The organism is Micromonospora sp. A202, assembly GCF_006715105.1.
GTDB classification, from domain to species: domain Bacteria; phylum Actinomycetota; class Actinomycetes; order Mycobacteriales; family Micromonosporaceae; genus Micromonospora; species Micromonospora zamorensis.
The window spans coordinates 3288185-3313985 of record NZ_VFMP01000001.1 but is presented as its reverse complement, the minus strand read 5'-3'; the positions used below and the strand labels follow the sequence as shown (position 1 = coordinate 3313985).

Below are 25801 nucleotides of genomic sequence, written 5' to 3'. Positions count from 1 at the left end.
ACGGCACCGATGACCGACCGCAAACGCAGGATCGCCCGAAGGGGAGCGTGCTGATGCCGCAGGGACAGCCGAGCGTGGTGCCCGCAGACGGGTTGACGACCCGGCAGCGACGGCACCGACCGCTGCTGATCGTCCACACCGGACAGATGAAGGGAAAGTCGACAGCCGCCTTCGGGCTGGCGCTGCGAGCCTGGACGGCCGGTCTGCCGATCGGCGTGTTCCAGTTCGTCAAGAGCGCCAAGTGGCGGGTGGGGGAGGAGAACGCCTTCCGGGCGCTCGGCGAGGTGCACGAGCGCACCGGCCAGGGCGCGCCGGTCGCCTGGCACAAGATGGGTGAGGGCTGGTCCTGGATCCAGCGCGGCGGCGACGCCGACCACGCCGCCGACGCCCTGGAGGGCTGGCGGCAGATCCAGCGCGACCTGGCCGCCGAGCGCTACGGGCTGTACGTGCTGGACGAGTTCACCTACCCGATGAAGTGGGGCTGGGTGGACGTCGACGAGGTGGTCGCCACACTGGCCGACCGGCCCGGCTTCCAGCACGTCGTCATCACCGGACGGGACGCCGACCCGCGCCTGGTCGCTTCCGCCGATCTGGTCGCCGAGCTGACCAAGGTCAAGCACCCGATGGACGCCGGCCAGAAGGGCCAGAAGGGCATCGAGTGGTGACCACGACCACCGACCCGTGGCCGCTGCCCCGGGTCGTCGTCGCCGCACCGGCCAGCGGCCACGGCAAGACGACCATCGCCACCGGGCTGCTCGCCGCACTGCGCCGTCGCGGCCTGACGGTCAGCCCGCACAAGGTCGGCCCCGACTACATCGACCCCGGCTACCACGCCCTCGCCGCCGGCCGGCCCGGGCGCAACCTCGACCCGTTCCTGGTCGGCGTCGAGCGGATCGCCGGTCTGCTGCGCCACGGCGCGAGCGTCCCCACACCCGCCGACATCGCCGTGGTGGAGGGCGTCATGGGCCTGCACGACGGCGCCGTCGGCCGCCGCGACTACGCCTCCACCGCACACGTCGCCCGGCTGATCGAGGCGCCCGTGCTGCTGGTGCTGGACACCACGGCCCAGGGCCGCTCGGCCGCCGCGCTCACCCTCGGCATGGCCGCCTTCGACAGGGCCGTGCGCATCGGCGGGGTGATCCTCAACCGCGTCGGCTCGCCCCGGCACGAAACCCTGCTGCGCGACGCCCTCGCAGAGGTCGGCGTACCGGTGCTCGGAGCCGTCACCCGCGCCGCCGAGGTGGCCGCGCCGGCCCGGCACCTCGGGCTGGTCCCGGTCGCCGAGCGGGCCCCCGAGTCCCTGGCGATCGTCACCGCGCTCGCCGAGCTGGTCGAAGCCACAGTGGACCTCGACGCCGTGCTCGACCTGGCCCGCACCGCCGCACCGCTGACCACCCCCGCGTGGGACCCGGTCACCGCCGTCGGCGGGCCGGCCGGCGCCGAGCGGCCAGTGGTCGCGCTCGCCGGTGGTCCGGCCTTCACCTTCTCGTACGCGGAGACCGCCGAACTGCTCACCGCCGCCGGCGCGGACGTGCTCACCGTCGACCCGCTGCGCGACCCGGCACTGCCCGCCGGCACCCGCGCGGTGGTCATCGGCGGCGGCTTCCCCGAGGCGTACGCCCAGGCGCTGGCCGGCAACACCACGCTCCGCGCCGAGCTGGCCGACTTCGACGGGCCGATCGTGGCCGAGTGCGCCGGGCTGCTCTACCTCGGGCGGTCCCTGGACGACGTACCGATGTGCGGCCGGCTGGACCTCACCGCCCGGATGACCGGCCGGCTCACCCTCGGCTACCGCGAGGCCGTGGCGGTCACCGACTCCCCGGTGGCCCGTGCCGGCGAGGCGGTACGCGGCCACGAGTTCCACCGCACCACCACCGACCCGGGGCACGGCGACCGACCGGCGTGGCGTTGGAACGACGCGGAGCACGGCTTCGTGGGCGGTCGGGTGCACGCCTCCTACCTGCACACCCACTGGGCCGGTCACCCGGAGGCGGCCCGCCGGCTCGTCGAGGCGTGCCGATGAGCGCCGACGCCACGCTGACCGGGGTCGGTGTCGGCCCCGGCGACCCGGAACTGCTCACCGTCAAGGCGGTGCGGGTGCTGCGCGAGGCCGACGTCGTCTTCGTACCCGTGATGGCGGACCCTGTCGAACCCACGGTGACTGCCGCCGCGACGCCGGCGGGCGCGGACGCCGGGCGGGCCGAGGCGACGGTGCGGCCCCACGTCGCGGTGGACCGGCTGCGCCGGCTGCCGTTCGCGCTGGACGACCGGGGTGGGGTCACCGCCCGCCGGGCGGCCGCCTGGGACGAGGCGGCCCGGGCGGTGGTCGAGGCGATCGACGCGGGCGCGCGGTCCCTCGCGTTCGCCACCATCGGCGACCCCAACGTCTACTCCACCTTCGGTTACCTGGCCCAGAGCGTCCGCGCGCTGCGCCCGGCGGTGCGGGTGGCGACAGTGCCCGGCGTCACCGCTATGCAGGAGCTCGCGGCGCGCAGCGGCACCCCGCTCTGTGAGGGACGCGAACCGCTGACCCTGCTGCCCGCCACCGCGGGTCTGGCGCTGTTCGCCGACGCCCTCGCCGGGCCGGGCACTGTGGTCGCCTACAAGGGCTGGCGGCGGCACCCCGAACTGCTCGCCGAGCTGCGCCGACAGGGCCGGCTCCCCGACGCGGTGCTCGGGCGCAGCCTGGGTTTGCCCGGTGAACGGATCGGCCCGGTCGACGACGCCGAGCACGACCTGCCGTACCTGTCGACGCTGCTGGTGCCGGCCCGCCGCGACCACCGAGGAGGAAAGCTGTGACCAGCGACGGCAAGGTGTGGTTCGTCGGAGCCGGGCCGGGGGCGGCGGACCTGCTGACAGTGCGGGCCGCCCGGGTGATCGCCGGGGCGGACATCGTGATCTGGGCAGCCAGCCTGGTGCACGCCGACGTGCTCGACCACGCCCGCCCCGGCGCGGAGGTGATCGACTCGTCGCAGCTGCCCATCGAGGGCGTGCTGCCGCTCTACCAGCGTGCCGCCGAGCAGGGGCTGACCGTGGCGCGGATCCACTCCGGCGACCCGGCGCTGTGGGGCGCGGTGCAGGAGCAACTGGAGCTGTGCTCGGCGCTCGGCCTCGCCGTGGAGATCGTGCCCGGGGTCTCCTCGTTCACCGCCGTCGCGGCGATCGTCGGGCGGGAGCTGACAGTGCCCGAGGTGGCCCAGTCGGTGATCCTCACCCGCCTGGAGGGTGGCAAGACCCCGATGCCGCCCGGCGAGCGGGTGCGGGACTTCGCCCGGCACGGCACCACGATGGCGCTGTTCCTCTCCGCTGCCCGTTCCGGGCAGGTGCAGGCCGAGCTGCTGGCCGGCGGCTACCCGGAGGACACCCCGGCAGTGGTCGCGTACCAGGCGACCTGGCCCGACGAGCTGGTGGTGCGCTGCACGGTCGGCACCCTGGAGGCGACGGTCAAGCAGCACAAGCTGTGGAAGCACACCCTGTTCCTCGTCGGGCCGGCCCTCGCCGCCGAGGGCACCCGTTCGCACCTGTACCACCCCGGGCACTTCCACACCTTCCGCAAGGCCGAGCCGGCCGCCCGTGCCGAGCTGCGCCGCCAGGCCGGCGACCGCACCGGGGGGACAGCCACACCGGGGCACACACCATGACGTACGCCGAGCCGCCGCTGCGTGAGCCGGACCTGCCACGGACCGCGAAGGTACGGCCCACCGCGTTGCGTACCGGCTGGACCACCGGCGCCTGCGCGACGGCGGCGGCCAAGGCCGCGGTCACCGCGCTGGTCACCGGGGAGATCCAGCCGGACGTGGAGATCGGCCTGCCCGCCGGGCGGCGGGTGCGCTTCCCGGTCGAGCGCTGCGAGGTGACCGGCACCCCACCGGTGCGCGCCGAGGCGGTGGTGGTCAAGGACGCCGGCGACGACCCGGACGTCACCCACGGGGCCGCGCTGACCGCCACGGTGGACTGGACCGACGTCCCCGGTCTGCGGCTCGCCGGTGGTGCTGGCGTCGGCATTGTCACCAAACCCGGTCTGGGGCTTACCGTCGGCGGCCCGGCCATCAACGACACCCCCCGCCGGATGATCGGCGACGCGGTGGCCGAGGTGGTCGACCTCAGCGAGGTCGGCGTACGCGTGGTGATCAGCGTGCCCCGGGGCGAGATCATGGCCCGCAAGACCACCAACCGGCGGCTCGGCATCCTCGGCGGCATCTCGATCCTCGGCACCACCGGCATCGTGCGCCCGTTCTCCACCGCGTCCTGGCGGGCCAGCGTCGTGCAGGCCGTGCACGTGATGGCCGCCCAGGGCGAGCCGACTGTGGTGCTCTGCACCGGTGGGCGTACCGAGCGGGCCGCCCGCACGCTGCTGCCCGACCTGCCCGAGGTCTGCTTCGTCGAGGTCGGCGACTTCACCGGGGCCGCGGTGACCGCCGCTGTGGAGGACGGCATGACCGGCGTGGTCTTCGTCGGCATGGCCGGCAAGCTGGCCAAACTCGCCGCCGGGGTGCTGATGACGCACTACACGCGCTCCAAGGTGGACCTGTCCCTGCTCGGGGCCGTGACCGCCGAGGCCGGTGGCGACGCGTCGCTCGTCGCCACCGTTACCGAGGCCAACACCGGGCGGCACGCGTACGAGCTGTGGGAGGCCGCCGGACTGCTCGCCCCGGCCGGTGACCTGCTCTGCCAGCGGGTCCGCCAGGTGCTGCGGCGCTTCGGTGGGCCGACGGTCACCGTGGACGTGGCGATGGTCGACTTCGCAGGCTCACACGTCGTCGCCTCGTCCGGCCGGTGGCCCCGATGACGCGGACGGCGCAGGCGACCGGTGTGACAGTGGTCGGGCTGGACGCCGCCGGTGCCCCACCGCACCCGGCACTCGCGCCGCTGCTGGCCGCCGCCGGGCTGGTCGTCGGGGCCGCCCGGCACCTGGCTGCGGTGCCCGTACCGCCCGGCGCGGACACCGTGACCCTCGGGCCGCTCGCCCCCGCCGTGCACCGGCTGGCCGAGGCCGTCGCCGCCGGGGTGCCGGCCGTCGTGCTGGCCAGCGGGGATCCCGGCCTGTTCGGCATCGTCCGGCGGCTGCGCGCGGCCGGGCTGCCGCTGCGGGTGGTGCCGGCGGTGTCCAGTGTGGCCGCCGCGTTCGCCTGTGCCGGCCTGCCCTGGGACGGCGCCGCCGTGGTCACCGCGCACGGCCGCGACCCGCGACCGGCCCTGAACGCCTGCCGCGCGTTGCCGCTGGTCGCGGTGCTCACCGCACCCGGCGCCGGTGCGGCCGAGCTGGGCGCCGGCCTGGTCGGATGGTCCCGCCGCCTGCTGGTGGCCGAGCACCTGGGCACCGCCGCCGAACGGGTCCGCGCGGTGACCCCCGAGCAGGCCGCCGCCGAGACCTGGGCCGACCCGCACGTCCTGCTCAGCATCGCCGACCCGGATCGGGTCGCGCCCGCTGGGATGCGCTCCGACAACCAGCCGGCCGCCGCCCCGGCCGGCGGTTGGGCGCTGCCGGAGACCCGGTACGCCCACCGGGGCTCCATGATCACCAAGTCGGAGGTGCGCGCCCTCGTCATCGCCCGGCTGCGACCCCGACTGGGCCGGCTGGTCTGGGACGTCGGCGCGGGCAGCGGCTCGGTCGGCATCGAGTGCGCGCTGCTCGGCGCGGCAGTGCTCGCCGTCGAACAGGACCCCGGGGCCGGCGCGACCATCCGGGCCAACGCGACCGCGCACGCCGTGGACGTCCGGCTCGTCACCGGTCGAGCCCCGCAGGCGCTGGCCGGCCTGCCCGAACCCGACGCGGTCTTCGTCGGCGGTGGCGGCCCCGACACCCTCACCGCCGTCGTGGCCCGCCAACCCGAGCGGGTGGTGCTGACCCTGGCAGCCCTGGACCGGGTCGCGCCCGCCGTGGCTCTGCTGCGCGCCGCCGGCTACACGGTCGAGGGCAGCCAGCTCTCCGCCGCCCGCCTCGCCGACCTGCCCGGCGGGTCGATCCGCCTCGCGGCCACCAACCCGGTGGTCGTCCTCACCGGGGAGCGCCCGTGAACCACCGAAACCCGCCCGCTCGGATCGGTCTGGTGGCGGCCACCGCCGCCGGCCGACGGCACGCGGACACCCTGGCCACCACCTGGCCGCACGCCCGAATGGTCGAGGGGGAGAGCGCGGCCGACGCGCTGCGCCGCGCCTGGACCGAGTGCGACGCGGTTGTCGCGTTCCTGGCCACCGGCGCGGTGGTGCGGATCCTCGCGCCGCTGCTCACCGACAAGCGCAGCGACCCGGCCGTGGTGGTCGTCGACGAGGCCGCCCGGCACGCCGTGGCGCTGCTCGGCGGGCACGCCGGCGGCGGCAACGACCTCGCCGAGCAGGTCGGCGCGGTACTGGACGCCCAACCGGTGATCACCACCGCCACCGACGCGGTCGACCTACCGGGGCTGGACACCCTCGGCTGGCCCGTGCAGGGCGCGGTCGCCGCGGTGTCCCGGGCCATCCTGGACGGCGAGCCGGTCCGACTGGTCGCCGACGCCGACTGGCCGCTGCCCGCCCTGCCCCCGAACCTCCGGACCACCGACGAGGACGCCGTGAACGGCGGCTACCGGCTGCTGGTCACCGACCGGGTGGTGCCGCTCGACGAGCGGACCGCCGTGCTGCGGCCACCGTCGCTGGTCGCCGGCGTGGGCGCGAGTCGGGGCGCGCCGGCCGCCGAGGTGGGGGAGCTGCTGCACCGGGTGCTGGCCGAGGCCGGCCTCGACCCGGCGAGCCTGCGCTGCCTGGCCAGCGCCGACGTGAAAGCCGACGAGGCAGGCATCCTGAGCACCGCCGACGCGCTCGGCGTACCCCTGGTGACCTGGCCGGCGACGCGACTGGCCACCGTCGACGTGCCGCATCCCAGCGAGGTGGTCCGCGCCGCGGTCGGCGCGCCGAGCGTGTCGGAGGCGGCGGCGCTGCTCGGCCCGGCGGGCCGACCGGACGACGCCACGCTGCTGGTGGGAAAGACCGCGACGGCGATGGCCACAGTGGCGGTGGCCCGGCACGCGCCGCGCGGCCGACTCGCCGTGGTCGGGCTCGGGCCGGGCGCGGCCGACCTGCGCACCCCTCGCGCGGTGACCGAGCTGCGGCGCGCGGCCGTGGTGGTCGGCCTGGACCAGTACCTCGACCAGGTCCGCGACGTGCTCCGCCCGGGCACCCGGGTGCTGTCCAGCGGCCTGGGCGCGGAGGAGGAGCGGGCCCGCGCCGCTGTCGCCGAGGCCGTCGCCGGCCGGGCGGTCGCGCTGGTCGGGTCCGGCGACGCCGGGGTGTACGCGATGGCCAGCCCCGCCCTGGAGTACGCCGACGAGCGGATCGACGTGGTGGGTGTGCCCGGGGTGACCGCCGCGCTGGCCGCCGGAGCGCTGCTCGGCGCGCCCCTCGGCCACGACCACGCCTATGTGAGTTTGTCCGACCTGCACACGCCGTGGGAGGTCATCGAGCGGCGGGTGACTGCCGCCGCCGAGGGTGACTTCGTGACGGTGTTCTACAACCCGCGCAGCCGGGCACGTGACTGGCAGCTCGGCAAGGCGCTCGGGATCCTCGCCGCGCACCGGCCACCGGACACCCCGGTCGGGATGGTACGCAACGCCAGCCGCCCAAGCGAGCGGGTGCACCTGGCCACCCTGACCACGGTGGACCCGACTGCGGTCGACATGTACAGCGTCGTGGTGGTCGGCAACAGCGACACGAGGCTGGTCGCCGGCCGGATGGTCACACCCCGGGGGTACCGGTGGCGATCGTGACGATCGGCGCCTGCCAGGGCTGCGGCGCCTGCCTGCTCACCTGCCCCACGCACGCGATCCGGCCCGTCCCCGGTGGCCTGACCGTCCGCGCCGACCGCTGCACCGGCTGCCTGGAGTGCCTGGAGATCTGCCCGGTCGACGCGATCCGCGTCGTCACTGACCCTGACGCGATCCGCGTCGTCACTGACCCTGACGCGATCCGCGTCGTCGAGCCCGACCCCTGCGAAGGAGCCCGATGAGCCGGGTGGTGCATCCCATCGAGGTCGAGTCGTACCGCATCCTGCGCGAGCGGGTCGACCTGTCGCACCTGCCGCCGCTCTGCCGAGCGGTCACCGAACGGGTGGTGCACGCCAGCGCCGACCTCGCGTACGTCGACGAGCTGGTCTGCGACGAGGCGGCGCTGGAGTCGGGGCTGGCGGCGCTGCGCGCCGGGGCGCCCGTGGTCACCGACGTGGCGATGGTCGCCGCCGGCATCACCCGGGCCGGCCTGGAGCTGGTCTGCCCGGTCGCCGAGCCGGCCGCCGCCGAGTTGGGCCGCGAGGCCGGAATCACCCGCTCGGCGGCGGCCGTGCGGATCGCACTGACCCGGGTCGGCCCGGGCGCGGTCTGGGTGGTCGGCTGCGCGCCGACCGCGCTTGTCGAACTACTCACAGTGGACGCCGCGCCGGCGCTGGTCGTCGGCCTGCCGGTCGGCTTCGTGGGCGCCGCCGAGTCGAAGGCGGCGCTGCGGGCCAGCGGCCTGCCCGGGGTGTCCAACGTGGGCGAGAAGGGCGGCTCGGCGGTCGCCGCCGCCGCCCTCAACGCCCTGCTCTACGTCGAGGAGAAGTCATGACCGGGTTGGTCATCGTCGGGCACGGTACGCGCAGCGCGGCCGGGGTCGACCAGTTCGCCGCGCTCGTCGAGCGGGTCCGCCGTCGCGGTGACGTCGGCGACGTCGAAGGCGGCTTCATCGAGCTGTCCCGCCCGCCGCTGACCGACGCGGTCGGCGCGCTCGTGACGCGCGGGCACCGGGCGCTGGTGGCGCTGCCGCTGGTGCTCACCGCCGCCGGACACGGCAAGGGCGACATCCCCGCCGCGATGGCCCGCGAGCAGGAACGTCACCCCGGGCTGACCTACCGCTACGGCCGCCCACTCGGCCCGCACCCGCTGCTGCACGAGGCCCTCGAAGAGCGCATCGACGCGGCGCTGGCCGGTACGGGGCTGGCCGGTGCCGACCGGGCCGGCGCGGGGCTGGCCGGTGCCCACCGGGCCGGCACGTGGGTGGCGTTGATCGGGCGGGGTGCCACCGACCCGGACGCCAACGCCGAGGTCGCGAAGGTCGCCCGGCTGCTCTGGGAGGGGCGCGGCTACGCGGGCGTCGAGCCCGGCTTCGTCTCCCTCGCGTCCCCGTCGGTGCCGGCGGTGCTGGAGCGACTGCGCCGCCTCGGCGCGCGGCGGATCGTCGTCGCGCCGTACTTCCTGTTCGCCGGGGTGCTGCCGGACCGGATCGTCGCCCAGTCGGCGGAGTTCGCCGCCGCCCACCCCGACCTCGACGTGCGGGTGGCCGAGGTGATCGGCGACTGCGACGCACTCGCCGACCTGGTGCGGGAACGCTACGCAGAGGCGCTGGGCGGCGACATCCGGATGAACTGCGACACCTGCGCGTACCGGGTGCTGATGCCCGGCTTCGCCGACAAGGTGGGCCGCCCGCAACGCCCGCACGACCACCCCGACGACCCGGTCGGCCACCACCATCACCACGGGCACGACCACGGGCACGCTCACGACCACGGCTCGGTCGCTGTGGTCGGCGGTGGGCCCGGACCCGACGACCTGATCACGGTACGCGGTAAGGCCCTCCTCGACGCCGCGGACGTCGTCGTGGTCGACCGGTTGGCCCCGCAGGGGCTGCTCGCCGGACTGCGCCCCGACGTGCTGGTGGTCGACGCCGCCAAGGTGCCCCGTGGCCCGTCGATGGCCCAGGAGGCGATCAACGCGGCCCTGGTGTCGCACGCCCGCGCCGGCCGGCGGGTGGTCCGGCTCAAGGGCGGCGACCCGTACGTCTTCGGACGCGGCCACGAGGAGGTGCAGGCCTGCACGGCGGCCGGTGTGCCGGTGACAGTGGTCCCCGGGGTGAGCAGCGCCTTCGCCGCACCGGCCCTCGCCGGCGTGCCGGTGACGCACCGCGGCGTGGCGCACGACGTCACAGTCGTGTCCGGACACCTGCCGCCCGGGCACCCCGACTCGCTTGTCGACTGGGCGGCGCTGGCGCGGGCCCGGGGCACCGTCGTGTTGCTGATGGCCGTCGACACCATCGCCAAGATCGCGTCGGTGCTGATCGAGCACGGCCGTGCCCCGGAGACTCCGGTGCTCGCCGTGCAGGACGCCGGGCAGGCCGACCAGCGGTCGGTGCCCGCCCGGCTGGACGAGATCGGCGCGGTAGCCACCCGGGAGGACATTCGTCCGCCCGCCGTCTTCGTCCTCGGCCCGGTGGTCGCGCTGTCGACCACCGGGCCCACGGTCTGACGATCACTCGCTGCGGGCGGTCTCCGGACCGGTGATCCGTTCCAGCAGCGGCAGGGTGGAGGCGATGACACCGAGGCAGGCGGCCAACCCGACGACGACGATCACGTAGAAGCGTGGCTCCGGCGCGATCAGCGTGTAGCCCATCTGTGCCCGCAGGAACAGGTGGGCGGCGAGGAGGCCCATCCCGATGGCGACGGCGGCGACGGCGAGCATCGGCACGGCGCTCTCCAACGCCACCACCCGACGCAGGACCCGCACGGGCGCGCCGCTGAGACGCAGCAGGCTGAACGGGCGACGGCGCTCGGTGAGACCGCCGATCACGCTGACCGCGAGGCTGCACCCGCCGAGCGCGAGGCTGGCGATGATGACGACGTTGGCCAGTTGTTCCCAGCCGCGCAGCGTGTTGGCGAACTCCGACTCGAAGTCACCGGGCACGTTCGGCGCCACCCGGAAGGCCGGCAGGGCGGTCTCGAGCGCGGTGCGCGAGCGCTCGATGGTGGCGGCGGAACCGTCAGTGTCGACGACGATCGACATCACCGGCAGCTGTTGGAGTTCGCCGAATGGAACCGATGCGGCGGGCCAGACCCTGGTGGACGACGCCGACTCCCGGAAGGGGATGAGACCCGTCGCCACCTCGGCGACGGTGGCGCCCTCGGCGCACCGGCCGTACGCGCTCGGGATCTCGGCGCACGCGATCAGGCCGGGCTCGCTGGCGCTCATCCAGTCCGGGTTCTCGCGCACCGCGAACGCGGACCGCACGCCGGTGATCGAGCGTAGGTCGGTGAAGAGCGAGTCAGGCGTTGCCGGTGCATCCTCAGGAAGGTAGAGCGACACCTGTCCCGCCTCGGTCGAGCCGACCGGTGCCGGGCCGCGGTTGGCGACGATCGTGGTGATCACGCCGACGGCCACGCTCGTCACGAAGAGCGCGAGCATGATGCCGCTGATCGCCCGGAAGCCGGCCTTCGGGTTGTCGGCGAGGCGTCGCGCGGCGATGAGGGTGGCGGGGCGGTTGGCGAACCGGGCCATCACCCGGGCGCCGACCATCGTCAGCCACGGGCCGGCGAGGATCAGGCCGGCCATGATGAGCAGCAGGCCGGGAAGGAACACCGCGGCCTGGCCATCGGATGTCGGGGGCCGGAACCCGATGGCGAAGAACAGCACGGCGACACCGAGCAGGATCGGGATCAGCCGGTACGCCCGCGGGGCGCGGGGAGTGACCCGGCGGGTCACGCCCAGCGGCGAGATCCGTACCCGGCGCAGCGAGACCTGGGCCGCCACCGCCGCGCCGGCCGGAACGCCGAGCGCCACCAGCAGGGTGTCCAGCACGCCCAACGACATGTCGCTGGGGAAGAACGGCATGCCCGTGAACGGGATGCCCGCCATCGGGCCGCGGAAGGCGTAGAACAGGCCGAAGCCGACGGCGGTGCCGACGACGGCCGCGGTGGTCGCCTCCACCGCCGCGACCACCGAGATCTGCGTCGGGGTGGCGCCGACCAGGCGCATCGCGGCGAAGCGCTGCTCCCGGCGGGCCGCGTTGAGCCGGGTGGCGGTGCCGACGAAGATCAGCAACGGGAACAGCAGCCCGCCGGCGATCACGCTCAGGATGAGGTTCACCGTCGTCTCGGGCAGCGCGGGAGTGTCGCCGACGGTGGTGAGCTGCCTGGCGAGGGGCAATGTGGCCACCTCGTCGGGGGTGCCGCCCCGGATGACGAGCAGGGTGTCCGGTGAGGTCAATCCGGCCGGACCGACGGTGCCGATGTCGCGCCCCGGGTAACGGTCAGCCAGTTGGTCGGCGGGGTGGGCGGCCAGCAGCTTCCGCAACGCGGGCGAGGCGTAGTACTCCCCGGGCCCCGGCGTGCTCGGGACGCCGGTCGGGGTGGGCGCGTCCGGGCCGGTTGCGGCAACGTCGATCCGAATGATCTGTTTGCCGTGGAAGTAGTCCTCGCGCGTCGACCACCACAGGGGATCGGCGTCGCCGCCCGTCGAGGCGTTGGGATAGACCGACGCGTACCGGGTGAGCTGGGCGTTGACCGCGTTGACCCCGGCGAGGGTGGTCAGCAGCAGCCCGCTGCCGACCGCGACGGCGGCGGCGATGACGAGCAGGCGGGTGAGCGCCTCCCGGCCGCCGGCCACAGCGAGGCGGAGCCCGAAGCGGATCATGAGGCGATCCGGTCCGGCGCGTTCACGCGCCCGTCGCGGACCATGACCTCACGGTCGGCGTACGCGGCGATCCGGGGTTCGTGGGTCACCAGGATGACAGTGGTGCCCTGCTCGCGGGCGGCGCCGACCAGCAGGTCCATCACCTGCTCGCCGGTCAGCGAGTCGAGCGCGCCGGTCGGCTCGTCGGCGAAGAGCACCTGCGGCTCGGCGACCAGACCGCGGGCCAGGGCCACACGTTGTGCCTGACCGCCGGACAACTCACCCGAGCGGCGCTGCTCCAGGCCGTCCAGACCGAGGCGCGCGAACCAGGCTTTCGCCTTCGGCAGCGCCTGCTTCCGGTGTACGCCGCTGAGCAGGAGCGGCAGGGCGACGTTCTCCACGGCGGTCAGCTCGGGGACGAGCTGGCCGAACTGGAACACGAAGCCGAAGCGGTCCCTGCGCAGGCTGCTGCGCTGGGTCTCGGCCATGGCGTCGACCCGCGCTCCGTCGAAGAGGATCTCGCCGGAGTCGGGCACGAGGATGCCGGCCAGGCAGTGCAGCAGGGTGGACTTGCCCGAGCCGCTGGGGCCCATGATGGCGACAATCTCGCCCGCGTCAACGGCGACGCTCGCGCCGCGCAGGGCGGGCGTCTGGCCGAAGGAGAACGTCACGTCCCGTGCTTCGATCACGACGCTCATGGCCGCACCTCTTTCCGTAGGGCGTCCAGCCGGGCGCCGGTCATCTCGATCCACCGGAGGTCCGCCTCCAGGTGGTAGAGACCGTGGTCGGCGAGCAGCGCGTCGACCAGGCCGCCGGCGCGCTTGATCTCGGTCAGCTCACGCATCCGGTGCAGGTGCGCGCTGCGCTGGGTGTCGAGGTATTCGGCGGCCGGCCGGTCCAGCATCAGCGCGAGCACGACCTTGGCGAAGAGCACCGTCTGCAGGTGCGGTTCCGGGTCGACCGGCTGGCTCAGCCACTGCTCGACCTCCGTCGCGCCGACGTCGGTGATGATGTAGCGCTTGCGGTCGGGGCCGGAGCCGGGAGCGACGTCGCTGATCACCACCTTGCCGTCGCGGGCCAGCCGGCTGAGGGTGGAGTAGACCTGACCGAACGGCAGTGGCTTGCCCCGGCCGAAGAAGGCGTCGTAGTCACGCTTCAGGTCGTAGCCGTGGCTGGGCTCTCGTTCGAGGAGGCCGAGAAGGGTCAGTGGCACGCTCATGGGAGGAGACTACACCGAGGGTATACCTCGCGTATATACCCTCGGTGTGTTCTGAGAGGGTCCCCCGGTCGGGGCGCATTTCCGGAGGTCAGCCCAGCAGGACGCGGGCCAGGGCGTAGCCGGCGGCGGCCGCGGCGAGCCCCACAGCGACGCTGCCCACGACGTTGGCCAGCGCGAGGAGCCGGTGACCGCCCTGCGCCAGCCGCAACGTCTCGTAGCTGAAGGTGGAGTAGGTGGTCAGCGCGCCGCAGAACCCGGTGCCGAGCAGCGCGGTGAGCGCCGGGCCGGCTGGCCACCCGACGAGCACGCCGAGCAGCAGTGAGCCGACCACGTTGACGGTGAACGTGCCCCAGGGGAACGCCGAGTCGTGCCGGGTCTGGACCGCCCGGTCGGTGAGGTAACGCAACGGCGCGCCGACGGCCGCGCCCAGGGCGATGAGCAGCACTGTCATCGGGCCGCCCGCCGCCTCAGCAGCGACGCCGTAACGGCGTCGCCCAGTGCGACCGCGACGAGTGCCCCGAGCACCGTCGCCGCCAGGTACGCCAGCGCGGTGCCCGGCGCGCCCGCGACCAGTGCCTGCTGGATGTCGACCGCGTAGGCGGAGAACGTGGTGAACCCACCGAGCACCCCGACCCCGAGGAACGGGCGAGCCAGGGGGTGCCCGCCGCCGAGGTGGCCGAGCCCCGCCATCAGCACGCCGATCAGCAGGCAGCCGGACGTGTTGATGGCGAACGTCGCCCAACCGAAGCCGGTCGGCGGGTGCGGGGCGGTGTGTTGCAGACCGGCCCGGGCCAGCGCACCGAGCACCCCGCCGGCCGCGATCGCGGCGAGGACCGTCGTGGGGCGCACGGCCAGCTCGCGGCGGTCGGCGGGGACGCGCAGGTCGACGTCGGGGTCGCTACGCGGCTCGGATGGCTCTGGCACGGCTCTTCAGCGTAGTGCCGGCGACGGCGGCGTCAGCGTACTGCCGCGACGGCGGCGTCCGCGCCGCCCCGCCACACCGTGCCGACCTCGGTGAAACCGGCGGCGGTGAGCGCGGCGAGGTGCCAGGAGACCGGCGGGTTCCACTCCGGGCTGTGCCCGGCCGGGTAGATGTCCTGCCGCTGGGTGACCAGTGGCGCCAGCGCCGCGTCCGCACCGGCCTGCTTCCACCAGTCCGACCAGGACAGCAACGAGCCGGCCGCGTACCGGGCGTTGCGTCGGTCCCTCGCCCGGTCCATCAGCCGCTTGGTCAGCTCCGGCAGGCTGTCGTCCGGCATGTGGTCGGCGTTGACGAAGACCCCGCCCGGTCGCAGCACGTCCCGCAGCTCGGCGTAGAGCTGCCCTAGCCGGTCGGCCGGCAGCCAGTGCAGGGCGGTGGCGGTGAGGACGGCGTCGTATTCGCGGTGGGGGAGCGCGTCGCGCCAGTCGGGGGTGCCGAGGTCTGCCGTGACGATGGTGGCCCGGTCGGTCAGTGACGAGCGGGCTATGGCGAGCAGTGCCGGGTCGAGGTCCAGCAGGGTCGCCTCGGCGCCGGGGAAACGGGCCAGCGTGCGCAGCGAGATGCTGCCGGTGCCGCCGGCCAGGTCGAGCACTCGTGGCGGCCGACCGTCGAGGACCGCGTCGACGGTGTCGAGCATGGCGGTGAACCGGTGTTCCCGGTCCGGTAGGTAGGCCTCCTGCTGACGGTCCCAGCTCTCCTGCCAGGCCCACGCATCCGTGATGTAAGGACTCATGATGGAGAGGCTAGTTACCGTGCGAGCGCGCTGTCCAGACCTTGTTGCACATAACTTGCAATTGCGAGAAGATGGCAGGGCGATGATCAGGGTGACGCCGGGTCGGGCATCCGCCCGGCCCGGCGTCCTCGTGCGAGAGTGGGGAAATTCGCTGTCCGTTGTCCGAGGCGTGGTGGTACAAAGCCTCGGTGGAACAGACTCTGGACTTTGCCGACCTGTTGCGGCTGATGGACGAACGAGCTACCGCTTTCCGGGCGGCGGTCGCCGCGGCACCCAGCCTCGACGTGCAGGTGCCGACCTGCCCCGAGTGGACGTTGTTCGACCTGGTGCAGCACCTGGGCGACGGGCGCCGCAGGTGGGCCGCCACCGTGGCCGCGGGGCCCGCCGACGCTCCTCCGGTGATGTCCGCCCCGGTGGCGCCCCGGGAGCGCGAGGCCTTGCTGGCCTGGTTCGCCGCGTCGACGGAGGAGCTGCTGGACGCGCTGCGGGAGGCCGGCCCGGATCGTGGTTGCTGGACGTGGTGGGGTGATTCGCAATCGCCGCAGACGGCTGGTGCTGTCGCCCGGCACCAGCTTCAGCAGGTCGCCGTGCACACCTACGACGCCCAGGTCGCCGTGGGTGCCCCGCAGCCGCTGCCGGACGAGGTGGCCCTCGACGGTGTCGACGAGTTCCTGACCACCTGCGTCGCGACGACGGCCGCGTGGCCGCACAAGCCCGCGGTCCTCGACTACCACGCCACCGAGGGCCGATCGTGGCGGCTCTGGTTCTCTGCCGACGGCGCCCGGACCGCCCGCCTCTCCACGCCGGCCGCCGACGAGGGCCCGGAGGTGGCCTACGTCTCCGCCCGGGGCACGGCCAATGAGCTGGTCATGTTCTGCTACGGCCGCATCACGATGGACTCGCTGCGGCTCGACGGCGACCGGCGCGTCCTCGACCAGCTGATCGCCTGGGAGCCGGAGGTATAGGACGCGACGACGGACCCACCGCCCTGCGCCGACCTCGGCCTCACCGCACCGGCTGCCCGCTGACCGCACCGCCAGCCCGGGCGACGGCGGGCGTACGGTACCCGCAGCCCCACCGGGACCGCCGCGCCAAGGAGGCACGCGATGCAGGACCGCACCCCTCGTGCGGAGGAGCTGGAGCCGATCGAGCGCGCCGGCATCGACGAGCTGCGTGACCTGCAACGCGAACGTCTGCGCTGGTCGTTGCGGCACGCGTACGACAACGTGCCGCACTACCGCCGGGCGTTCGACGAGACCGGGGTGCACCCCGACGACTGCCGGGACCTCGGCGACCTGGCCCGCTTCCCGTTCACCGGCAAGGCGGAGCTGCGGGAGAACTACCCGTTCGGCATGTTCGCCATCCCCCGGGAGCGGGTGTCCCGGTCGCACGCCTCCTCCGGCACCACCGGCCGACCGACGGTGGTCGGCTACACCCGCGACGACCTGCGCACCTGGGCGCGACTGATGGCCCGGTCGATCCGCGCCTCCGGCGGCCGTCCCAGCGACCGGGTGCACGTCGCGTACGGCTACGGGCTCTTCACTGGGGGTCTGGGCGCGCACTACGGCGCCGAGGAGCTGGGCTGCACCGTCATCCCTGTCTCCGGCGGCATGACCGAGCGTCAGGTCATGCTGATCCGCGACTTCGAACCCGAGGTCATCATGGTCACGCCCAGCTACATGCTCGCCATCGTGGACGAGATGCAGCGCCAGGGCGTCGACCCGCGCGCCACCTCGCTGCGGGTGGGCATCTTCGGGGCGGAGCCGTGGACCGAGGACATGCGCCGGGAGATGGAACAGCGACTGGACATCCACGCGGTGGACATCTACGGGCTGTCCGAGGTGATGGGTCCCGGCGTGGCCACCGAGTGCGTCGAGACCAAGGACGGGCTGCACGTCTGGGAGGACCACTTCTACCCCGAGATCATCGACCCGGTCACCGGGGCGGTGCTGCCCGACGGTGAGCGGGGTGAGCTGGTGCTGACCTCGCTGACGAAGGAGGCGATGCCGGTCGTTCGCTACCGCACTCGCGACCTGACCCGGCTGCTGCCCGGTACCGCCCGCCCGATGCGCCGGATCGAGAAGATCACCGGTCGGACGGACGACATGATGATCGTGCGCGGGGTGAACATCTTCCCCACCCAGATCGAGGAGCTGATCCTGCGGACCCCGCAGTTGTCGCCGCACTTCCAGTGCGTACTCGATCGGCAGGGCCGGTTGGACACCCTGACCGTGCGGGTGGAACGACGGGCCGGGGTTGGGGTGGACGCCGCCGAACGGGCCGGTGCGACGCTGGTCCAGCTGGTGAAGAACACCATCGGTGTGAGTGTCGCGGTCGACGTGCTCGCCCCGGACGCCGTGGAGCGGTCGATGGGCAAGATGCGCCGCATCGTCGACCAGCGGGCGGCCGGCTGACCCACGGCCGACACCCGGTCTCGTCCTGGACCGGGCCGCAGTTCTGTCTCCTGTGGAGCTGCCCCGGTTGTGGGGCAACTGGTTGCTCAGAGGGCGTCGAGAGTCCTGACTCCGGGTGCGTCGTGGACATAGGATCCTGCCCATGCGTGTGCTGGTGGTCTCCGCGCCCCTGGTCGGGCATGTCTTTCCGCTGGTGCCGCTCGCCGTCGCGTTGCGTGACGCCGGCCATGACGTGCTGCTGGCCACCGGGGGCGGTGGCCTGGCCGCCGCCGGCGCCGGTCTGCCCGTGCACGACATCGCACCCGGCTTCGACTTCGGCCGGATCGCGTTGCGGGTCTTTCCCCGCCATCCGCTGGTCGCGCGCGCCGAGCTGGCCGGCACCGCCGGCACCCGGGGCGCCGGCCTGCTGTTCGGCGCGCTCAACGACCAGCTCACCGACCCGGTGGTCGCGCTTGCCACCCGGTGGCGACCGGATCTGGTGCTGCACGAACCGTTCGCGGTGGCCGGCGCGGTGGCCGCCGCGCGGCTCGACGTACCTGCCGTACGCCAGGAGAACGCCCTGTTCGACGGCCGGGACCTCGTCCGCGCCACAGTGGCCCGACTCGGCGGCGCGCTGCGCCGGCACGGCCTGAGTGAGCTGCCGCCACCCGTCGCCGCCCTCGCCGTGGCCCCGCCCAGCGTGGCCGTGCAGGGCGGGTGGCCGATGCGCTACACGTCCTACGTCGGCGGTGGCGAGCTGCCGGCCTGGCTGCGCGAGCCGGGTGACCGGCCCCGGATCCTGGTCACCCGCAGCACCCTGACCGGCCCCGGTGACCGGGGGCCGATGCCCGCCGTGGTGGCCGCCGCCGCCGACATGGACGCCGAGATCGTGCTCGTCCGCCCGGACGATCGGTCGGCGCGGTCGCTGCCCGCGAACGTGCGGGTGGTCGACTGGATTCCGCTCGACGAGGCGCTGCCGGCGAGCGCGGCGCTGGTCCACCACGGCGGGGCGGGCAGCGCCCTCGGAGCCCTCGTCGCCGGCCTGCCCCAACTGGCCACAGTGGGCCCGGGGGACCGGCGGCACAACGCCGAGCTGGTGGCCCGTCGGGGCGCCGGCCTGGCCCTGCGCCCCCGGGACATCACCGCGCAGGCGCTGACCCGGCTGCTCACCGACGACGGCCTGCGCGTCGCCGCCGGGCAGGTCAGCCAGGAGATCGCCGCGATGCCGCCACCCACCGACCTCGTCGCGCGCCTGGTGGCACTGGTCTGAGGCTCGCCCCGCGTGGCCGCGCCGGACGCGCGGTCGGCTGCGGCAGGATGACGTGATGCGACACGTCGTGCTGTTCCACTCCGTGTACGGCCTGCGACCCGCCGTGCGCGCCGCCGCCGACCGGTTGCGCGCCGCCGGCCATCAGGTCACCACCCCCGACCTGTACGGCGTGCCGGCCACCGACACCGTCGAGGAGGGCTTCGCGCTGCTCGACAAGATTGGCCAGGAGGTGGTGCTCGACCGGGCCCGGGCTGCGCTGCGCGACCTCCCACCGGAGACGGTGCTCGCCGGCTTCTCGATGGGCGCCGGTGTGGCCGGGGCGCTGCTGGCCGAGCGCCCCGACGCCGCGGGTCTGCTCCTGCTGCACGGCACCGGTGGAGCGCCCGACGCGGTCCGGGCCGGGTTGCCGGTGCACCTGCACCTCGCCGACCCCGACCCGTACGACGCGCCGGACGAGGTCGACGAGTGGCAGCAGGCGCTCACCGACGCCGGTGCCGACCTGACGGTCTTCCGCTACCCCGGGGTGGGGCACCTGTTCACCGACCCGGGCCTGGCCGAGCACTCCCCGGACGCCACGGCGGCGACCTGGCCGCGCGTGCTGGCCTTCCTTGCCGCCTGCTGAAGCCCGGCCCGCAGTGGGTCGGGCACGGCGTCGACAATGTGCGGCATGGAGTTCCTGTGCTACCACCGCGACCGGCCCGACTCGGCCGCGTCGCGCGACGAGTTGCTGGCCGAGCACTGGACCTACATGGACCGGTACGCGGCGGAGATGATCGCCCGCGGCCCGACACTGTCCGGCGACACGGCCACCGGCAGCGTGCACATCGTCGACGTGCCCGATCCGGCCGCCGCGCGGGCGTTCGCCTTCGACGAGCCGAACTACCAGGCCGGCGTGTACCGGGATGTGCTGCTGCGCCGATGGCGCAACACGCTGGGCCGCACGATGTGGGACTTCCCCGGTGGTCGGACGGGCGGTGACCGGTACCTGGTGCTCGGCCTCGGCGCGGGGCCGGCCGTCGACCTGGCCGTGCCGCGCGACCCGGACGAGCTGATCGCGTACGGGCCGCTGCTGTCCGACGACGGCGACACCTGGCTCGGCACCGCCGCGCTGCTCCGCGCACCCACCCCGGACGCGGCGCGCGCCATCCTGACCGTGGACCGGTACGCCGACGTCGAGGTGCACCGCTGGCAGTTCGGCGGACGTCCGTCCTGACTCGCTCCCGAGACCTGCTCGGGACGGTCGTGCCGATCGGTGGCAGCTCAGCAGACGGGTGCTCGGCGTGTCGAGTTGCTCAGCTGCCAACGTCGAGGGACGAGTGACGACGCCGGTCCCTCAGGCGGAGGCGGCGAGGCCGGTCGGCCAGCGGATCAACGGCGGACGCGGTCCGGTGCGCACCACGTCCGGCGGAGCCCCGGCAGCGGCAGCCGCTGTGCGTCCGGCCGGCCCGGGCACGGCAGGCACCGCGCGGATCGTTGCCGGGGGCCGGTCGGAGGCCGCAGGCCAGTGACCGCCCGCATTGTTCGGTGTCGCGGACGCTCGGGTCGGAGGCACGTCGTCGCCAGCCGACGCAACGGCCCGGAGCCGGCGGAAGCCCAACGATCGGTTGGCTCCGCCGGTCGGCGCGGTCGGTGAGGTGGCCATTGTCGAGCTGGGGAGGCCTCGGCGCAGCGGGTCGGTGACGCCGGAGGGCGGCACCGCGAGGACGACGTCGAGGCGGCCGTCCCGGGCGCGAACGACGTCGAGGGGCACGACCTCGGCGCGCCGCACGCCCGAGCCGCTGAGGGCAGCCCGATCGAACCCAGCGCGGTCGGACCCAGCTCGCTCGGCCGCAGCACGGCCGGACCCAGCACGGTCGGCCGCGGCGTGGTCACGGGGAAGGGCGGCGTCTGGGCGGACGACGTCGAGGGGCGGCGCTTCGGCGGCCCGGCGGCCGAAGACGGCCCGCAACGCGCGGGGCAAGCGTTCGGCGGCGACCTGGCGCAGCGCGGGCGCGACGAACGCGTACCCGTCGGCGCGCCGGGGAAGCAGCAGCCCGGCTGCGACCAGCCCGCGTAGGGCCGGCGCGGACCGGCCGGGTGCCCAACTGAGGGCCCGGTCGACGGCAGCGCCGGAGATCACACCGCCGATGGTGGCAGCGGCCATCAGCACCGCCCGCCGTTCACCGTCGAGGTGGTCCAGCTCCGCGCAGACGGCCCGGCGGACCGCGTCGGGCAGCGGGAGCGTCACCCGGTCGGCGCCGTCCATGATCGACCGCACGTACGCCGCCGCGTGCCCGGGTCGGCCCCCCACCAGGTGCAGCAGCCGGTCGGCGAGGCTCACCGGTTGCCCGGCGCGGGTGAGCAGGTGGCGCAGCAGCCGCCCGGACTGCACCGTGGCCAGCGGCCCGATCGTCACCCGTCGGGCCGGGCCGGGCCGGGTGTCGGCCCACTGCGGCTGGTGCAGGGTGATCAGGGCCAGTGGCAACCCGCGCGCCGTCGCCGTGCTGAACAGTGCGTGCAGGAAACGGCTCATAGCCGGCGCCGCCCGGTCCACGTCGTCCACGGCGACGATCAGCGGCTGGTGCGCGGCCAGACGAAGCAGGACGTCCCGGCAGATCGCCGCCCCCGCCAGCGCCGCCGAGGAGCCGTCCGGGGTGGTGAGGAACCGCTGCAGGGCCGGGATCGCCGCCGCGACGCGCTCCGGCGGAAACAGCGACGCCAGGGCGGCCACCAACCGGTCGTGGACCACCGCCGGGCCGTCGCCGTGCCGCACCCCGGCGAGGCCGCGGAGCAGCTCGGCGGCCGGCGCCATGACCTGATCGGGGTACGGCTGGCAGGTCGCCACACACCAGCGCACCGGCATCCCGTCCACGGTGGTCAGCCCACGGGTCAACTCGTGCAGCAGCCGGCTTCGCCCACTACCGGTGGGGCCGACCAGGGAGATCCAGCGCGGGTCCTGCTCGCGGATGGCCCGGCTCAACTGGTCGCGGATCGTGGCCAGCTCGCGGCGGCGACCGATCAGTGGGCCGTCGTGCCGGTCGGTGCCCGGACGGACCGGACCGACGGCGTGCCAGACCGGCATCGGCGGCACCCGGCCGGCGACCGACACCGGCGTCAGCTGACGTTGGGTGATCAGGCCGGCGGTGGCCCGGGCGGTGGCCGCGCAGAGCGCGACGGCGCCGGGTGGCGCGTACTCCTGCAGGCGGGCTGCGGTGGTGATCACCGCGCCGCTGGCCACGCCGTGCCCACCACTGACGGCGCTGCCCAGGTCGACCACGACCTCGCCGGTGGCGACACCGACGCGGACCCGCAGTCTGCTGTCGCCGACCATCGGCCGGCGGTCCAGGGCGGCCTGGATCTCAAGCCCGGCGCGCACCGCCCGGTACGCGTCGAAGCCGTCCGAGTGCCGGGCGCCGAAGAGCGCCATCACCGCGTCGCCGACGTACTTCTCCACCACCCCCTGCCAGCGGTGCAGCACACCGGCCACGGTGTCGAAGTAGGCCCGTTGCAACGCGCGGACGTCCTCCGGGTCGAGTCGGTCCACCAACGCGGTGGAACCGACGATGTCCGCGAAGAGCACAGTGACTGTGCGTCGCTCCTGGGGCACCGGCCAGTGCGGGGTCGAGGTCCGCTGCGCGTCGACGATGATGGTGGTCATGGGTATCGCACCGGCCCTTCTCCCCGCTCATGCCTGATGACCTCCGGAGATTGGCACTCCTGGGCTCACGGGGGATCTGCCGAACGACGTATGTCGGCCACCCGCAACCTTTAGTCGCAAAGTCGACGCGAGGAGTACCACAAGCGACGTATGGCCGTAGAACGGTGAGGGGCCCTGTGATTAGGCTGCGTGCCATGGCCAGCGATGTGGACACCGCACCGCTCGTGGGTCGGGCCGAGCTGGTGCAGACGGTTCGGTCCGCGTTGCTCGGTGACGGCGCGCACGGGCAGACCGCCGCCGTCTTCCTGACCGGCGAGAGCGGTGTGGGCAAGACCCGGCTGCTGGGCGAGATCGGCGACCGGCTGCGTGAGCAGGGCGCCGTGGTGCTCACCGGCAGTTGTCTGGACATCGGCGACGCGTCGCCTCTGCACCCGCTGTTGCAGGCGCTGCGGCGCTTCGACGCCGACCTGTCCACGCGCGCCCGCACCTCCTCGGCGGTGCGAGGGCTGTTGCAGATGTTCGCCGACGAGACCGCCGGCCCGGACGGCGCGGGAGCGCTGCTGGAGCGGGTCTCGCGCGGGCTGCACCTGATCGCCGAGGGCCGACCGCTGGTGCTGATCCTCGACGACCTGCAGTGGGTCGACCGCAGCACCCGGCAGCTGCTGCTCTATCTGTTGGCAGGGCTCGGTGACCTCCAGCTCTCGGTGCTGGCGGCGGTGCGCGCCGAGTCGTTGCAGGGGGCACACCCGCTGCGCCGGGTGCTGACCGAGCTGCGCCGGCTGCGCACGGTACAGGTGCTCGACCTGGCGCCGCTGGGCCGGGCCGACACCGAGGAGCTCGCCGCCGCCGTGGTCGGCCGGACGCTGTCCGCCGAGGCGGCCGAGCAGGTGTGGCAGCGCAGTGGCGGCAACCCGTTCGTCATCGAGGAGCTGGCCCGCGACCTGCGCGACGGCCGCGACGGTCTGTCCGAGACGCTGCGGGAGATCTTCCTCGACCGGGTCGACGCGCTGCCCCAGCACGCGCACGCGGTGGTGCACGCGGTGGCCGCCGGTGTCGAGCCGGTGCAGCACTGGCTGCTGGCCCAGGTGCTGCGCCTGCCGGAGGACGAGCTGATCGACGCGGCCCGCGCCGCTGTGGCACACCGGCTGCTGGTCGGCGCCGACGACGGCTACCGCCTGCGGCACCGCCTCGTCGCCGAGGTGCTGGCGCACGAGTTGTTGCCGGCCGAGCGTTCCGGGCTGCACCGCCGCTACGCCGAGGCGCTGACCGCCGCGCCGGGCGAGCTGCACCAGGCGCGATTGGCACACCACTGGCGGCTGGCCGGTGAGCCGGCGCGCGCGTTGCCGGCGGCGGTGGCCGCCGCGCAGGAGGCCGAGCGGCTGCACGGTTACGCCGAGGCGCACCGGCACTGGTCGGCGGCGCTGCAACTGGCCGCCGACCCGGGCCCGCTGACGGTGGACCGCGTCGAGCTGCTGGAGAACGCCGCCGAGGCCGCCCACCACTGCGGGGAGCACGCCCGCGCGTTGGCCCTGCTGGAGGAGTTGGCCGCGCTGCGGGGCGGCGAGCCGAGCTGCGCGCTGCACATCCGTCGGGCCCGTTACCTGGCCGCCGCCGGCCGCTCGGCGCTGGCCGAGGAGGAATACCAGCGGGCGTTGAAGGCGGCGGACTGTTCCCCGCGCGACCGCGCCGCCGCGGCCGCGCGCCTGGCCGAGCTGCTGCTGCACCTGGGCCGCTACGCCGACGCCGGCGAGCGGGCACGCGAGGCGCTGGCGCTGGCCGAGAACGTGGAGGGCTCCGCCACCGAGGTCGTGCTGGCCAGCTCGGCGCTGGGCTTCAGCGACGCCTGTCTGGAAGACCCGGACGCAGGTCTGGCGGTCATGCGCGACGCCCTCGACACCGCCGAGCGCGCCGGCCAACCCGAGGACGTGGCCTGCGCCTACCTGCACCTGGCGGAGCTGCTGACCGGCCCGCTGAACATCCTCGAAGAGGGCGTGGTGGTGGCGCGGCGCGGCGCCGAGCGGGTGGCCGAGCTGGGGCTGGGCCGCACCTGGGGCACCCGGCTGCTGGCCATCGCCATCAACGGGCTGTTCCGGGTGGGCCAGTGGGCCGAGGCGGAGAAGGTGGTCGCCGCGGCCCTGCGGCACCGACCCTCCGGCGCGGACGCCGTCGAGTTGCTGCTCGCCCGGTGCCGGCTCTCGGTGGGCTACGGGGACATCGAGGCCGCCGGTCGGGACCTCGACGCGGTGGCGACCCTGCTCGCTGGCGGTGGGGCGCGCCACGTCATCCCGCTGCTCACCCTGCGGTCCGGGCTGGCCATGTGGGAGGGCCGGCACGACGTGGCGCGGCTGGCGGTCCAGCGCGGCCTCACCGAGAGTCGCTCCGACGACGTGATGATCCTGTCCGCCCTGGTCTGGCACGGGCTTCGCGCCGAGGCGGAGGCGCACGCCAGCCGCACCGTGGACGTGGACCCGACCGCCGTACGCCGGTTGCGGGACGTCGCCGACCGGGTGGCCCGCAAGAGCGCCGGCGCGGCCCGACCGGTGCGTTCGGTGGTGGAGGGCTTCCTGGCGCTCTGCGCCGCCGAGGTGAGCCGCCTCGACGGCAGCGACCCGGAGCTGTGGGCCGTTTCGGCCGCCGAGTGGGACCGACGTAATCACCCCTACCCGGCGGCGTACTCCCGCCTGAGGCAGGCCGAGGCGCTGCTGGCTCGTCGCAGCCGGGTGGCCACCGCCGGCAAGCTGTTGCGTGAGGCGTACCACGTGGCGCAGGGGCTGGGCGCGGTGCCATTGACCTCGGAGATCCGCGAGCTGGCCGGGCGGGCCCGGGTGTCGCTGGAGGAGCGGGAGCCCAACGGCGCCACCCGCGGGGCGCCCACCGAGGAGTCCGACGACGAGTTGGCCGCGCTCACCGCACGGGAGCGGGAAGTGCTCGCGCTGGTCGCCGAGGGGCTGACCAACAAGGAGATCGGTCAGCGGCTGTTCATCAGCGAGCGGACCATCGGGGTGCACGTGTCGCACATCTTCGACAAGCTCCAGGTCCGCACCCGCGTCCAGGCGAGCGCGATCCAGCTGCGCAACCACCGGGGCTGATCAACCCCGGCCGTACGTAGGCCCGTGCGTGCGCCGGGATACGTCGTTCTACTGATCCGGCGCACGGGTGTCGGCTGAGAGGCTGGGCCGCG

At 74.4% G+C, this 25801-nt stretch carries 23 protein-coding genes; 16 read left to right on the top strand and 7 right to left on the bottom strand.

Going from position 1 to position 25801, the window contains the following annotated elements; genetic code table 11:
* Positions 1–53: 53 nt before the first annotated feature.
* Genes cobO through cobA form a run of 10 tightly spaced genes read left to right on the top strand, consistent with a single transcriptional unit; the run spans position 54 to position 10247 of the window.
* A complete protein-coding gene (cobO, locus tag FBZ33_RS15490) occupies positions 54–665 on the top strand; it encodes a cob(I)yrinic acid a,c-diamide adenosyltransferase (protein ID WP_141909589.1) in 612 nt (203 codons plus the stop codon).
* Positions 662–2023 carry a cobyrinate a,c-diamide synthase gene (locus FBZ33_RS15485; RefSeq protein WP_141909588.1) on the top strand — a complete coding sequence of 454 codons (1362 nt, stop codon included), beginning with the start codon at positions 662–664 and terminating at the stop codon, positions 2021–2023. The genes cobO and FBZ33_RS15485 overlap by 4 nt, the downstream gene beginning before the upstream one ends.
* Positions 2020–2799, top strand: a complete 780-nt coding sequence (gene cobI / locus FBZ33_RS15480; protein ID WP_141909587.1) for a precorrin-2 C(20)-methyltransferase — start codon at positions 2020–2022, stop codon at positions 2797–2799. The genes FBZ33_RS15485 and cobI overlap by 4 nt, the downstream gene beginning before the upstream one ends.
* The gene (gene cobM / locus FBZ33_RS15475) at positions 2796–3641 is read left to right on the top strand and encodes a precorrin-4 C(11)-methyltransferase (protein WP_141909586.1); all 846 of its coding nucleotides are present in this window, start codon (positions 2796–2798) and stop codon (positions 3639–3641) included. The genes cobI and cobM overlap by 4 nt, the downstream gene beginning before the upstream one ends.
* Entirely contained in the window at positions 3638–4789 is a 1152-nt protein-coding gene (locus FBZ33_RS15470; protein ID WP_141909585.1) for a cobalt-precorrin-5B (C(1))-methyltransferase, read from the top strand. The genes cobM and FBZ33_RS15470 overlap by 4 nt, the downstream gene beginning before the upstream one ends.
* Complete coding sequence (gene cbiE / locus FBZ33_RS15465; RefSeq protein ID WP_141909584.1) at positions 4786–6018, top strand: precorrin-6y C5,15-methyltransferase (decarboxylating) subunit CbiE; 1233 nt, start codon at positions 4786–4788, stop codon at positions 6016–6018. The genes FBZ33_RS15470 and cbiE overlap by 4 nt, the downstream gene beginning before the upstream one ends.
* A complete protein-coding gene (gene cobJ / locus FBZ33_RS15460; protein ID WP_141909583.1) occupies positions 6015–7742 on the top strand; it encodes a precorrin-3B C(17)-methyltransferase in 1728 nt (575 codons plus the stop codon). The genes cbiE and cobJ overlap by 4 nt, the downstream gene beginning before the upstream one ends.
* A complete protein-coding gene (locus FBZ33_RS33750; protein ID WP_370453013.1) occupies positions 7730–7981 on the top strand; it encodes a DUF362 domain-containing protein in 252 nt (83 codons plus the stop codon). The genes cobJ and FBZ33_RS33750 overlap by 13 nt, the downstream gene beginning before the upstream one ends.
* Positions 7978–8574: a precorrin-8X methylmutase gene (locus FBZ33_RS15450; protein ID WP_088948386.1), complete on the top strand. Its 597-nt coding sequence runs from the start codon at positions 7978–7980 to the stop codon at positions 8572–8574. The genes FBZ33_RS33750 and FBZ33_RS15450 overlap by 4 nt, the downstream gene beginning before the upstream one ends.
* Positions 8571–10247 (top strand): uroporphyrinogen-III C-methyltransferase, encoded by a 1677-nt coding sequence (cobA, locus tag FBZ33_RS15445; RefSeq protein WP_141909582.1) that lies wholly within the window; start codon positions 8571–8573, stop codon positions 10245–10247. The genes FBZ33_RS15450 and cobA overlap by 4 nt, the downstream gene beginning before the upstream one ends.
* A gap of 3 nt (positions 10248–10250) precedes the next feature.
* Here cobA and FBZ33_RS15440 read toward each other — a convergent pair whose 3' ends face one another.
* The 6 genes from FBZ33_RS15440 to FBZ33_RS15415 form a co-directional block, all read right to left on the bottom strand.
* Positions 10251–12407, bottom strand: a complete 2157-nt coding sequence (locus FBZ33_RS15440; protein ID WP_141909581.1) for an FtsX-like permease family protein — start codon at positions 12405–12407, stop codon at positions 10251–10253.
* A complete protein-coding gene (locus FBZ33_RS15435) occupies positions 12404–13084 on the bottom strand; it encodes an ABC transporter ATP-binding protein (RefSeq protein WP_141909580.1) in 681 nt (226 codons plus the stop codon). The genes FBZ33_RS15440 and FBZ33_RS15435 overlap by 4 nt, the downstream gene beginning before the upstream one ends.
* Complete coding sequence (locus FBZ33_RS15430; RefSeq protein ID WP_141909579.1) at positions 13081–13605, bottom strand: PadR family transcriptional regulator; 525 nt, start codon at positions 13603–13605, stop codon at positions 13081–13083. The genes FBZ33_RS15435 and FBZ33_RS15430 overlap by 4 nt, the downstream gene beginning before the upstream one ends.
* Positions 13606–13693: 88 nt before the next feature.
* Positions 13694–14056, bottom strand: coding sequence for a fluoride efflux transporter CrcB (crcB, locus tag FBZ33_RS15425; RefSeq protein ID WP_141909578.1), 363 nt, complete (start codon positions 14054–14056; stop codon positions 13694–13696).
* Positions 14053–14529: a CrcB family protein gene (locus FBZ33_RS15420; RefSeq protein WP_141909577.1), complete on the bottom strand. Its 477-nt coding sequence runs from the start codon at positions 14527–14529 to the stop codon at positions 14053–14055. The genes crcB and FBZ33_RS15420 overlap by 4 nt, the downstream gene beginning before the upstream one ends.
* A 32-nt stretch (positions 14530–14561) precedes the next feature.
* Entirely contained in the window at positions 14562–15320 is a 759-nt protein-coding gene (locus FBZ33_RS15415) for a trans-aconitate 2-methyltransferase (RefSeq protein ID WP_141909576.1), read from the bottom strand.
* Between the two features lie 188 nt (positions 15321–15508).
* Here FBZ33_RS15415 and FBZ33_RS15410 point away from each other — a divergent pair, with 188 nt between their 5' ends.
* The 5 genes from FBZ33_RS15410 (at position 15509) to FBZ33_RS15390 (ending at position 20196) form a co-directional block, all read left to right on the top strand.
* Positions 15509–16285: a maleylpyruvate isomerase family mycothiol-dependent enzyme gene (locus FBZ33_RS15410; RefSeq protein ID WP_141909575.1), complete on the top strand. Its 777-nt coding sequence runs from the start codon at positions 15509–15511 to the stop codon at positions 16283–16285.
* A gap of 141 nt (positions 16286–16426) precedes the next feature.
* The gene (paaK, locus tag FBZ33_RS15405) at positions 16427–17734 is read left to right on the top strand and encodes a phenylacetate--CoA ligase PaaK (RefSeq protein WP_141909574.1); all 1308 of its coding nucleotides are present in this window, start codon (positions 16427–16429) and stop codon (positions 17732–17734) included.
* A gap of 142 nt (positions 17735–17876) precedes the next feature.
* Positions 17877–18983, top strand: coding sequence for a nucleotide disphospho-sugar-binding domain-containing protein (locus tag FBZ33_RS15400; protein ID WP_141909573.1), 1107 nt, complete (start codon positions 17877–17879; stop codon positions 18981–18983).
* 55 nt (positions 18984–19038) lie between these two features.
* Positions 19039–19605: a dienelactone hydrolase family protein gene (locus FBZ33_RS15395; protein ID WP_141909572.1), complete on the top strand. Its 567-nt coding sequence runs from the start codon at positions 19039–19041 to the stop codon at positions 19603–19605.
* A gap of 45 nt (positions 19606–19650) precedes the next feature.
* Positions 19651–20196 (top strand): YciI family protein, encoded by a 546-nt coding sequence (locus FBZ33_RS15390; RefSeq protein ID WP_141909571.1) that lies wholly within the window; start codon positions 19651–19653, stop codon positions 20194–20196.
* Positions 20197–20316: 120 nt separating this feature from the next.
* Here the strand turns inward: FBZ33_RS15390 and FBZ33_RS15385 are convergent, their stop codons facing one another.
* Positions 20317–22620, bottom strand: coding sequence for an adenylate/guanylate cyclase domain-containing protein (locus FBZ33_RS15385; protein ID WP_141909570.1), 2304 nt, complete (start codon positions 22618–22620; stop codon positions 20317–20319).
* 194 nt (positions 22621–22814) lie between these two features.
* Here FBZ33_RS15385 and FBZ33_RS15380 point away from each other — a divergent pair, with 194 nt between their 5' ends.
* Entirely contained in the window at positions 22815–25709 is a 2895-nt protein-coding gene (locus FBZ33_RS15380) for a LuxR family transcriptional regulator (RefSeq protein ID WP_141909569.1), read from the top strand.
* Positions 25710–25801 lie beyond the last annotated feature (92 nt).